The sequence below is a fragment of the Streptomyces sp. NPDC007157 genome (genome assembly GCF_040634235.1).
Classification (GTDB): Bacteria; Actinomycetota; Actinomycetes; order Streptomycetales; family Streptomycetaceae; genus Streptomyces.
The window spans coordinates 40491-50367 of the sequence record NZ_JBEYFE010000027.1 but is presented as its reverse complement, the minus strand read 5'-3'; the positions used below and the strand labels follow the sequence as shown (position 1 = coordinate 50367).

Here is a 9877-nt window from a genome sequence, read left to right as displayed (position 1 = left end):
GCCCACCATGTCCGACAACGGACCGCAGCGCACCGCCATGAACCGCAGATCCTTCGCCCTGGGCGTGGCCGGCGTCTCCGCGGCCGCCGCGTTCGGCCCCGCGGCCCTCGGCTCCCCGGCGCACGCCGCCGACCGGTCCTCCGGGTCCGACCGGCCCGGCGCCTTCTTCGAGGAGCAGACCCTCTGGGACTCCGTCGAGGGCCCGCTCGTGAGCTACCACGTGCACGCGCTGGCCGTGCTGCCCGACGACACCGTCCTCGCCGTCACCGAGGGCCGGCACGAGGTGTGCGACGCCGGGCCGCGCGATCTGCTGCTGCGCCGCAGTACCGATGGCGGCCGGACCTGGGAGGAGAGCCGCACCCTGGTCGCCTCCGTCGACGGCGAGTCCTGGGGCAACCCGGCGCTGGTCGTGGACCGGCGGACCCGGGAGGTCTTCCTCTTCTACATGCTCTCGCTCCGGCTGCCGGAGAACACCTCCTGCTCGGGCGACTCGGGCGACCTCTACCTGATCTCCAGCCGGGACGGCGGCCGGACCTGGGGCGAAGCACGGCACCTGGCGGGCCTGTTCGACGGGTTTCCCTACGACTGGGCGCTGCACGGCCCCGGACCGGGCCACGGACTCCAGCTGAGATCCGGCCGGCTGCTGCTCAACTGCCTGCACCGCAGGGTGATCGTCGGCAACACGGTGGCCGAGCGGTACTACGGTGTGGCGCCGATCCACAGCGACGACCACGGCGCCACCTGGCAGGCGACCGGCGAAGTGCCCGTCCAGGTCGCCTACCCCATCAACGAGGCGCGGATGGTGCAGCGCGCCGACGGCAGCGTGCTGGTGAACGGCCGGGCCGCGGCGGGCGGTGAGGGGCAGCGGATCGTCTCCGTCAGCGAGGACGACGGTCTGACCTGGTCGCAGCCGGCGCTCGACGGGGGCACCGGCTCGCTCAACGCGGTGGACGCCAGCCTGTTGCGCCACACCGGCGGCCCCGGCGGCCACGGCACCGACCGGCTCCTGTTCAGCCGCCCCGACTCCCCCGTCAGACGCAACATGACGGTGTCGGTCAGCTACGACGAGGGCTACTCGTACCGCTACTCGCGGGTCGTCAACGAGAACCGTGCCTTCTACTCCGACCTCGCCCACCTCTCCGACGGCACCGTGATCCTGCTCTACGGCTGCGACGGCGACTCGGCGAGCGTCCCGCTCCGGGTCAACGTCTGCCGTTTCTCGCTCGACTGGCTGACCCGCGGCCGCGACAGCCTGCGCCACGGCCCCCGCTACCGGGAGACCGTCGTCGCCCTGGCCGCCACGGACCGCGAGGTCACGGGCGGCGGCGTCGTGACGACCGTCGGCGACCCGCTGGCGCGCGGCGGGGGCGAACGACTGGTCCTCACGCCCGCACAGGTCGGCGACACGGTCCGGTTCACGATCCGGGTGCCGCGCACCGGCGAGTACGAGCTGCTGCTGCGCCACTACCGCTCGGCGGACGGCGGCCTCGTCACCGTCACGGTGGACGACGGCAGCGGGCTGCCCGCTCACGCGATCGACACCACGGCGCAGACGGCGGCCGGCTTCGACCTGGCTCACCTCGGCACCGCCCGGCTGCGCGCCGGACGGCACACCGTGCGGTGCGCGGTGACGGGGCCCGGCAGGGGCGGCGGAACCCTGCTCGGCCTCGACTCGCTCAGCCTGATCGAGGCGCCGGGCTCGGCCGACGTCCGTGCGGAGGTGGTCGTGGACAACGACCGGCTGGGCTTCGAGGTGGTCTCAGGCAGCTGGCCGACGGCGACCGCGGACCCCGGCTTCTGGTCGGGCAACTACCGTACGGCTCCCGCCGGTTCGGGCACGAGGAAGGTGCGCTGGCGGCCGGTCGTACCGCAGGACGGCGAGTACGAGATCCAGGCGTCGTATCCCCCGGCGGCCACCCGCGCGAGCAACGCCCCGTACACCGTCGTGCAGGCGGACGGCACGACCGCCACGGTCCGAATCGACCAGCGGACGGCGGGAGCCGCCGACCCGCGCGGCGGCACCTGGGTCTCCCTCGGCGAGTACCACCTGCCGGCCGGTCTCGGCACGTCGGTCGAGCTGACCAACGACGCGGACGCGACGGTGGCCGCCGACGCGATCCGCCTGCTCGGCCCACGGACCTGAATTACCTGGATCCCGCGCGGGGACTGCCGCCCGGGCTGCCGCAATGCTCGCTCCGCCGACCGGAGTCAATGCTGTCCGGAGTTCCGGGCCGCACTCACGATGAGGTCGGTGACCTCCTGGGGGTGCGAGATCAGGGACACGTGCGAGGAGTCGATCGCCACGGTCTTGCGTGCGTGGGCGCGCTTGGCCTCGTACTTCTCGAGGCTCGGGTTGATCGCCCGGTCCTGGTTGCCGACGAGTACGTAGACCGGCTTGTCCCGCCAGGCCGCCGCGGTGAGCTTGTCGGTGAACGCGGACTGCGCGATCGGGCGTTGTGTCGCCGCCAGGACGGACGCCTGCTGCTGCGGGAGGTCCTGGGCGAAGGTCGCGTGCAGCTTGCCGGGCTGGATGTACACGTCCGTGCCGGTGGTGCCGTCGCCGTTACGGAACGGAACCTGCTGGAACGCCTCGGTGAGCGGGACGGCCGGGAACTTGCTGGAGAGACTGGAGAACGACTCGCCCTTGTCCGGCATGATCGCGTTGATGTAGACCAGCGCCTTGACGTTGTCCAGCCCGTCGGCCGCCTGCGAGATCACCTCGCCGCCGTAGGAGTGTCCGACGAGGACGATCGGTCCCTTGATGGTCTTCAGGAGGCTGTTCAGGTACGTGGAGTCCTGGGGTATCCCGCGTAGCGTGTTGGGCGGCGCGATGACCTGGTAGCCGTCCGCCTGCAGGCGCCGCACCACCGCGTTCCAGCTGGACCCGTCGGCGAACGCTCCGTGCACGAGCACCACGGTCGGCTTCTGGCCCCCCGGAGCCGCGCCGACGCCGTCCGCCGCGTGCGCCGGCACCACGGTCAGGGCGGCGAGCACCGTCACTCCGAGCGCCAGCCTGCCCTTGCCTGATTTCAACATCCCAGAGGCGGTCATGTGCTTCCACTTCCTCGACGCGAAAAGCTCGACGTGCACAGCGGAACGGGAGGGCCGGAGGGTCGGCAGCAGGGAGACAAATCAGCCTAGTCCGGTATCGACGACGGTCAAACGGAGACCCCTCCACCCGCAGTCGGGTGGCAGGGGGATCGCACTTCTGAGTTCCTCATTCGCCGCCCAGGTCCAGGAGGACCTTGGACGCCCTCGTACGGTCGCCGGCCAGGTCGAACGCCTCGACCGCACGAGCCAGGGGCAGGGTGTGGCTGACGACCGGGCCGACGTCCAGGCCCGAGGCCAGGAGCGCGAGCGCGTCGTCGAATTCGTGGTCGAAACGGAAGGCGCCCCGGAGGGTGATCTCGCGGGTGACGACGACGTTGCCGAGGAAGCCGGTCTCGCCGGGCGGCAGCAGTCCGAGGAGGACGACCGTGCCGCCCCGGCGGACCCGCCGGACACAGGTACCCAGGCCCGCCCCGGAGCCGGACGCCTCCACCGCGACGTCGACGTCGTCCGGCCAGGCCGGGTCGTCGGGGCGGTCCGCCCGGACGGTGGCCGTGGCGCCGACGCTCGCGGCGACGGCCAACGGAGCGTCCAGCAGGTCACTGACGATCACTTCGGCGGCTCCCGCGTGCCGCAGTGCGGCGACCACCAGGGCACCGATCGGGCCGGCGCCGGTGACCAGCACCCGCTTGCCGGCCACTTCCCCGGCGCGGCGCACCGCGTGCAGGGCGACCGACAGCGGCTCGGCGAGTACGGCACGACGCGGGTCGAGCCCGGCCGGCAGCGCCCGTACCTGGTCGGCCGGCACGACGAACCGCTCGGCGAAACCGCCCTGGACGTGCGGCATCCGGGCGGCGCTGCCGAGATAGCGGGCATGACCGCACACGTTGCGCCGGTCGCGCACGCACTCCGGGCAGGTCCCGCACGGGGTGGCCGGGTGGATCGCCACCGGGGTGCCGACCGCGGGGCCGTCCTCGGTACCGGGGCCGAGCGCGGCGATCCGGCCGACGACCTCGTGGCCCAGCACCAGAGGTTCGCGGACGTGGAAGTCGCCGACCGAGCCGCGGTGGTAGTAGTGCAGGTCCGAACCGCAGATGCCGCCCAGGGACGCGGCCACCAGCACCTGCCCGGGGCCGGGCAGGCCGGGGTCCCACTCCTCGACCCGGAGATCGCCCGCCTTGTGGACCACGCACGCGTGCATGTGATGCTCCTTCCCTCGGGTCACAGGACCGACAGCATGCCGCCGTCGACGTACAGCACCTGGCCGTTGACGAAGTCGGACGCGGGTGACGCCAGGAAGATCAGGGCACCGATCAGGTCGGAGACCCTGCCCCAGCGTCCGGCCGGGGTGCGTCCCCGTACCCACGCGCTGAACTCCTCGTCCGCGACCAGTGCCGCGGTGAGTTCGGTCTCGAAGTAGCCCGGCCCCAGGCCGTTGACCTGGATGCCCGAGGGGCCGAGGTCCGCGCACATGCCCTTGGTCAGCAGCTTCAGCCCGCCCTTGGTGGCGGAGTAGGGGGCGATGCCGGGCCGTACCGTCTCGCTCTGCACCGACAGGATGTTGACGATCTTCCCGTGCCCGCGCGGGACCATCCGGCGGGCGACCTCCCGGCCCATGAGGAAGGCGCTGGTGAGGTTGGTGCCGAGCAGGCGCTGCCAGTCGTCGTCGGTGAAGTCGACCAGCGGCGCGCGGTGTTGGGCGCCGGTGTTGTTGACCAGGATGTCGATCGGGCCTACCTGGTCCTCGATCGCGGCGACGTTCGCGGCCACGGCGGCGGAGTCGGTCACGTCGAAGGCGTAGGCGAACACCGGGGAGTTTCCGGCGAGTTCGTCGCGGGTGCGGGCGAGGGCCGTCTCGTCCCGGCCGTTGAGGACGACCGTGCAGCCGGCCTCCAGCAGTCCCTCGGCCAGCGCCCGCCCGATGCCCCGGCTGGAACCGGTGACCAGGGCGATGCGCCCGGCGACGTCGAACAGCGGGCTGCCCGTCATGCCGGTTCCGCCTTCGTGCCGGGCCGGGGACCGGCCGTCGTGCCGGGCACCGGGTCCGATGTCGCGCCGGGTTCCGCCCTGGTACCCGGCAGCGGTGTGCGGGCCGGGCGCCCGTCGAGGACGTCCAGGACGTTGTCCACGGCGAGGTCCACCATCGCGGCGCGGGTCGGCTCGGTGGCGGAGCCGATGTGCGGCAGGGCGAACAGGTTCGGCCGGGCGGTCAGGTCGGCCACGTCCGCGCCGCGCGGCTCGCGTTCGTACACGTCGAGCCCGGCCGAGTGCAGGCGGCCCTCGTCGAGGGCGTGCAGCAGCGCGGCCTCGTCCACCACCCCGCCCCGGGAGGTGTTGACCAGCGTGGCGGTCGGCTTCATGACCCGTAGTTCCGCGGCGCCGATCAGATGGCGGGTGGCGTCGGTGAGCGGGACGTGCAGCGAGACCACGTCGGACTCGGCGAGGAGCCGCGGCAGCGAGACCGGGGTGGAGAGGCCGTCGGCGGCCGGGCCGAACGGGTCGTGGTGCAGCACGCGCATGCCGAAGCCGGCGGCGCGCCGGGCCACCGCCCGGCCGATCTGCCCGTAGCCGACCAGGCCCAGGGTGGCACCGTGCACGTCCAGGCCGAGGTGGTCCGCCATCCGGAACAGGTCCCACGCCCCGGAGTGCAGCGCGTCACGGGCGGCCCCGAGCCGCCGGCGGGCGGCCAGGATCAGCGCGAACGTGAGGTCGGCGGTCGTCTCCGCCAGCACCCCCGGGGTGTGGGTCACCACGACCCCGCGCTCGGCCGCGGCCCGCCGGTCCACGCCGTCGAACCCCATGCTGGCCAGGCCGACCACCTTCAGGGAGGGGCCGGCCGCGTCCAGCAGTTCGGCGTCGACGCGGTCGTTGCCCAGGGCCAGGACGGCGCTCACGCCGCCCGCGCCCGCGGCGAGCGAGGCCAGTTCGGCCGGTTCCGGCCTGCCCGTGCCCGTCCAGTGCACGACGTCCGTGTCCGGACGGGACGCCAGCCGGGACAGCCCCTCGCCGGGCAGGGCGCCACGAGTACTGAGCACGCGCTTTTTCATCCACCACTCCCACGCTGCTTTTGCGTTACGACGGTGAAAACATTAGTCAGCGCTCAGCCGCCGCGACCAATACCGGATTCGTGTGACGTCATCGGACGTCGGGATTCCCGCCGAATTCGTTGATCAGCTCGTGAAAGAGATCGTGCACGGCGAGGGCGGGTTCCGAGAGCGGCTGGTGATCGGAGGTACAGAGGGAGAGCTTGACCTCGATCGTGGGGTCGACGATCCGCCGTACCACCGGACTCGGTACGTCGAGGATGGCCTGGGCCGCCGACCGGGGCAGCACGGTGGCGCCGAGACCGGCGCCGACGGCACTGCTCAGGGTCAGCACCGACTCGATCTCGCCGACGACCCGCGGTTCGAGCGAGACATGGCGGAAGGCGGCGTCCACGACCTGGCGGATGGTGTGGATACGGCTGGGCAGCAGCAGGCCGACATCGGCCAGCTCCGCGATGGAGACCTCGCCCCGGTCGGTCGCCGGACCGGTGCCCGGCGCGGCGACCAGGTACAGGTCCTCGGTCCGCATCGGCTCGAACTGGACACCGCGTACGGGCCCGGCGTCGTAGATGAACGCCATGTCCATCCGGCCGGTCATGATCGCCTCGCTGATGACACCGCCGAAGTTCTCGTTGATGTGCAGCAGGATGTCCGGGTAGCGCTCGCGCACGGCCCGCAGCAGCGGCAGGGCCAGCGCGGCGCCGGTGCTGTAGGGGGCCAGGCCCACCGAGACGCTCCCGGCGGGCGCCCGCCCGGACACGTCGACCGCCGCCTGGGCGTGTTCGAGCTGGCGCAGGATCAGCTGGGCGTGCCGGTACAGGGCGCGTCCGGCCTCGGTCGGGGCCACCCCGCGCTTGCTCCGGATCAGCAACTGCTGCTTGAACTGGGTCTCCAGCATCGAGACCTGCTGGCTCAGCGCGGGCTGCGCGATGTGCAGGATGTCGGCGGCGCGCGTGATGCTCCCGGCGTCGACGATCTTCACGAACGAGTACAGACGCCTGGTGTCCATCGGCGACCTCCAGCCTGACAGGAGGGCTCATCGTACGGGCGGTCCGGGCGGCCGGAGCGTGGGCGGTGTCATATCCCGCCCTTATCACGTCACACGCAACGGGTATTTGATGCGCCGATCCCGCGGTACTACGGTCACCGAAACGCGAAATTCCCGGCCGCCGGCGGCCCGCCGAAGAAATTGCAACGGACACGTTAATCGCGTTTCGGATTCATTTCCCCGGCTCCCCTTTCTCCCGTTTTTCCATTCCTGGCGGAGGACGACATGACGCACACGGTCGATCTCGTGGCCGACCTCGGCGAGGGGTTCGGCCCCTGGACCATGGGGGACGACGAGGCCCTCCTCTCCGTCCTCACCTCGGCGAACATCGCCTGCGGCTTCCACGCCGGCGACCCGCGGATCATGGACGCCACCGTCCGCCACTGCGTCGACCGCGGGGTCGCCGTCGGCGCGCACCCCAGCTTCCCCGACCGCGTCGGCTTCGGCCGCCGCGCGATGGACCTGACCCCGGACGAGGTCCGCACCGACGTGCTGTACCAGGTCGGCGCGCTCCAGGCGTTCGCCGCCGCGCACGGCACCCGGGTACGGCACGTGGCCCCGCACGGCCGGCTCGGCAACCTCGTCGCCGTCCGGCAGGACTACGCGCTCGCCGTGACCGACGCGATCGCCTCCCTCGACCCCACGCTGATCGTCCTGGCGCAGGACGGCGCACTCGCCGACGCCGCCCGCGCCCGAGACCTGCGCGTCGCCGTCGTCGGTATCGCCGACCGCGCCTACCGGGACGACGGCACCCTCGTACCGAGGGGCGAACCCGGCGCGGTCATCCACGACGAACGGGAGATCGCCGAACGGACGGTCCGCATGGTGACCGAGGGGGTCGTCCGCGGCGCCGGCGGCCGTGACATCCCCGTCGACTGCGACACCGTCCTGCTCCACGGCGACACACCCGGAGCCATCTCGCTGGCCCGCCTCATACGCGGGGAGCTCCAGGCGGCGGGTGTCGCGATCGCCCCGCTGACCGCCGTACTCGACGGCAAGGCCGCCCGATGAGCGGCGACCTGCTCGTCGCGGACTGCGGCGACTCGGCCGTCGTCGTGAAGGCCGCGGGCGCGGGCGCCTGGCGGTTCGTGCACGCCCTCGCCGACGCGGTCGAGGCGGCGAGGCCGGCCGGCGTGTACGGCATCGTCCCGGCCTACGACTCCCTCCTCGTCGAGTTCGACTGCGCCACCACGGACCACGCCACGGTGCGCCGGGCCCTGCACCGGGCGACAGCCCGCCTCACCCACGGTGAAGCGCCGCCACCGTCGCCCCGGCGCTTCACCGTCCCGGTGGTCTACGGCGGTGAGCACGGCCCCGACCTCCCCGTCGTCGCCGCCCAACTCGGCCTGACCGAGCGGGAGGTGGTGGAGCTGCACACCGCCCGCGACCTGACGGTGCGCTGTCTGGGCGCACCGGTGGGGGCGCCCATGACGGACGGTCCCGCGTTCCCGGCACCGGTGCCGAGGCTGGCCTCGCCGCGGACCAGCGTGCCGCCCGGCTCGGTCGCGGTGGCCGGCCGGCAGGCCGTGATCTGCCCGATGCGGTCCCCCGGCGGCTGGCCCCTCCTCGGCCGTACCCCGCTGCGCGTCCTCGACCTCGACGCCGAGCCACTGACGCCGTACCGGCCGGGCGACACCTTCCGGTTCGTACCGATCACCGCGGACGAATGGGACGCCCACGCGGGCGTTCCGCTGGCGGTGGACCATGGCTGACACCCTCACCGTCCACCGCGCCGGACTCACGACCGTCCAGGACCTCGGCCGCCCCGGCCGCTCCCGCTACGGACTCCCCGTCAACGGCGCCCCCGACCAGTACGCCGCCCGCGTCGCCAACGTCCTGGCCGGCAACGCCGAGAACGCGCCGCTGCTGGAGATCACCGCCCTGGACTTCAGCTGCACCCCCTCCGCCGACGTACTGGTCGCCGTGACCGGCGCCCCCGCCGACCTCACCGTCGACGACACCCCCCGCCCCCGCTGGGAACCCGTCGTCGTCCGGGCCGGCGAGACGATCCGCGTCACCGGCATCAGGGTCGGCGTCCGCGTCTACCTCGCCGTGCACGGTTCGGTGGAGTCGCCGTACCTGCTGGGCAGTTGCGCCCCCGACACCATCCTCGGCTTCGCCCGCACCCTGCGCGACGGCGACCGGGTCGCCGTCCGTACGCCCCTTCGCGCGCCGGTCGCCCATCCCGTCTACGGCATCCCGCTCTTCCGTATGCGCACGTCCGTACCGCCTCTCGCCGAGACGACGGCATGGACCATCGACGTCACCGACGGCCCCGACCTGGCCGAGTTCGGCGACTCGGCGGAGCGGCTGTTCCGCTCGGAGTTCACCGTCACCCCGCGGAGCAACCACATCGGCCTGCGGATGTCCGGTGACGTGCCCCGCAGGACCGCGACCGGCGAGGTGCTCTCCCGTGGCGTCCCGGTCGGCGCGATCGAGGTGCCCGCCGGCGACGAACTGCTCGTCCTGCACCGGGGCCGCGGCGTCACCGCCGGCTATCCCGTCCTCGCGGTCGTCACCTCGACCGGCCTGGACACGCTCGGCCAGGCCCGCCCGGGGCGCCCTATCCGCTTCCGGCGCCGGACGGTCGCCGAGGCCGTCGCCGCGTACCGCTTACAGCGCGCCGGCATCGAGGCCCTGAAGACCCGCGTCCGCACGGTGTTCGACGCCCACCGCGTCCGGTAGTTCCCCAGTCCCCGCACGTCAGTGACACCCCGTCCCCGAAAGCGCACGAACG

At 72.8% G+C, this 9877-nt stretch carries 9 protein-coding genes; 4 read left to right on the top strand and 5 right to left on the bottom strand.

Translation table 11 applies throughout. The annotated features are described in order from the left end of the window. Positions 1-7: 7 nt before the first annotated feature. Positions 8-2143, top strand: a complete 2136-nt coding sequence (locus ABZ642_RS36575) for an exo-alpha-sialidase (protein WP_360492539.1) — start codon at positions 8-10, stop codon at positions 2141-2143. Positions 2144-2208: 65 nt separating this feature from the next. Here ABZ642_RS36575 and ABZ642_RS36570 read toward each other — a convergent pair whose 3' ends face one another. The 5 genes from ABZ642_RS36570 to nac form a co-directional block, all read right to left on the bottom strand. Further along, positions 2209-3051, bottom strand: a complete 843-nt coding sequence (locus tag ABZ642_RS36570) for an alpha/beta hydrolase (protein WP_360492536.1) — start codon at positions 3049-3051, stop codon at positions 2209-2211. 166 nt (positions 3052-3217) lie between these two features. Then, the gene (locus ABZ642_RS36565; protein ID WP_360492533.1) at positions 3218-4249 is read right to left on the bottom strand and encodes an L-idonate 5-dehydrogenase; all 1032 of its coding nucleotides are present in this window, start codon (positions 4247-4249) and stop codon (positions 3218-3220) included. 20 nt (positions 4250-4269) lie between these two features. Beyond that, positions 4270-5037: an SDR family oxidoreductase gene (locus ABZ642_RS36560; RefSeq protein ID WP_360492530.1), complete on the bottom strand. Its 768-nt coding sequence runs from the start codon at positions 5035-5037 to the stop codon at positions 4270-4272. Beyond that, on the bottom strand, positions 5034-6095 hold the full coding sequence (locus ABZ642_RS36555) for a D-glycerate dehydrogenase (RefSeq protein ID WP_360492527.1): 1062 nt from the start codon (positions 6093-6095) through the stop codon (positions 5034-5036). Before ABZ642_RS36555 ends, ABZ642_RS36560 begins: the two co-directional genes overlap by 4 nt. Positions 6096-6183: 88 nt before the next feature. Beyond that, complete coding sequence (gene nac, locus ABZ642_RS36550) at positions 6184-7101, bottom strand: nitrogen assimilation transcriptional regulator NAC (RefSeq protein ID WP_360492524.1); 918 nt, start codon at positions 7099-7101, stop codon at positions 6184-6186. Between the two features lie 264 nt (positions 7102-7365). Between nac and ABZ642_RS36545 the strand changes: the two genes are divergently transcribed. From ABZ642_RS36545 to ABZ642_RS36535, 3 genes are read left to right on the top strand one after another with little or no spacing between them, the layout of a single operon-like run. Continuing rightward, positions 7366-8151 (top strand): 5-oxoprolinase subunit PxpA, encoded by a 786-nt coding sequence (locus tag ABZ642_RS36545; protein ID WP_360492521.1) that lies wholly within the window; start codon positions 7366-7368, stop codon positions 8149-8151. Beyond that, positions 8148-8852: a carboxyltransferase domain-containing protein gene (locus tag ABZ642_RS36540; RefSeq protein WP_360492518.1), complete on the top strand. Its 705-nt coding sequence runs from the start codon at positions 8148-8150 to the stop codon at positions 8850-8852. The genes ABZ642_RS36545 and ABZ642_RS36540 overlap by 4 nt, the downstream gene beginning before the upstream one ends. Then, complete coding sequence (locus ABZ642_RS36535; protein WP_360492516.1) at positions 8845-9825, top strand: biotin-dependent carboxyltransferase family protein; 981 nt, start codon at positions 8845-8847, stop codon at positions 9823-9825. The genes ABZ642_RS36540 and ABZ642_RS36535 overlap by 8 nt, the downstream gene beginning before the upstream one ends. Positions 9826-9877 lie beyond the last annotated feature (52 nt).

Excerpts from the sequence above, each read along its gene's own strand:
- ABZ642_RS36575 (WP_360492539.1), top strand. The coding sequence starts at position 8 with ATGTCCGACAACGGACCGCAGCGCACCGCCATGAACCGCAGATCCTTC.
- ABZ642_RS36570 (WP_360492536.1), bottom strand. The coding sequence starts at position 3,051 with ATGACCGCCTCTGGGATGTTGAAATCAGGCAAGGGCAGGCTGGCGCTC.
- ABZ642_RS36565 (WP_360492533.1), bottom strand. The coding sequence starts at position 4,249 with ATGCACGCGTGCGTGGTCCACAAGGCGGGCGATCTCCGGGTCGAGGAG.
- ABZ642_RS36560 (WP_360492530.1), bottom strand. The coding sequence starts at position 5,037 with ATGACGGGCAGCCCGCTGTTCGACGTCGCCGGGCGCATCGCCCTGGTC.
- ABZ642_RS36555 (WP_360492527.1), bottom strand. The coding sequence starts at position 6,095 with ATGAAAAAGCGCGTGCTCAGTACTCGTGGCGCCCTGCCCGGCGAGGGG.
- nac (WP_360492524.1), bottom strand. The coding sequence starts at position 7,101 with ATGGACACCAGGCGTCTGTACTCGTTCGTGAAGATCGTCGACGCCGGG.
- ABZ642_RS36545 (WP_360492521.1), top strand. The coding sequence starts at position 7,366 with ATGACGCACACGGTCGATCTCGTGGCCGACCTCGGCGAGGGGTTCGGC.
- ABZ642_RS36540 (WP_360492518.1), top strand. The coding sequence starts at position 8,148 with ATGAGCGGCGACCTGCTCGTCGCGGACTGCGGCGACTCGGCCGTCGTC.
- ABZ642_RS36535 (WP_360492516.1), top strand. The coding sequence starts at position 8,845 with ATGGCTGACACCCTCACCGTCCACCGCGCCGGACTCACGACCGTCCAG.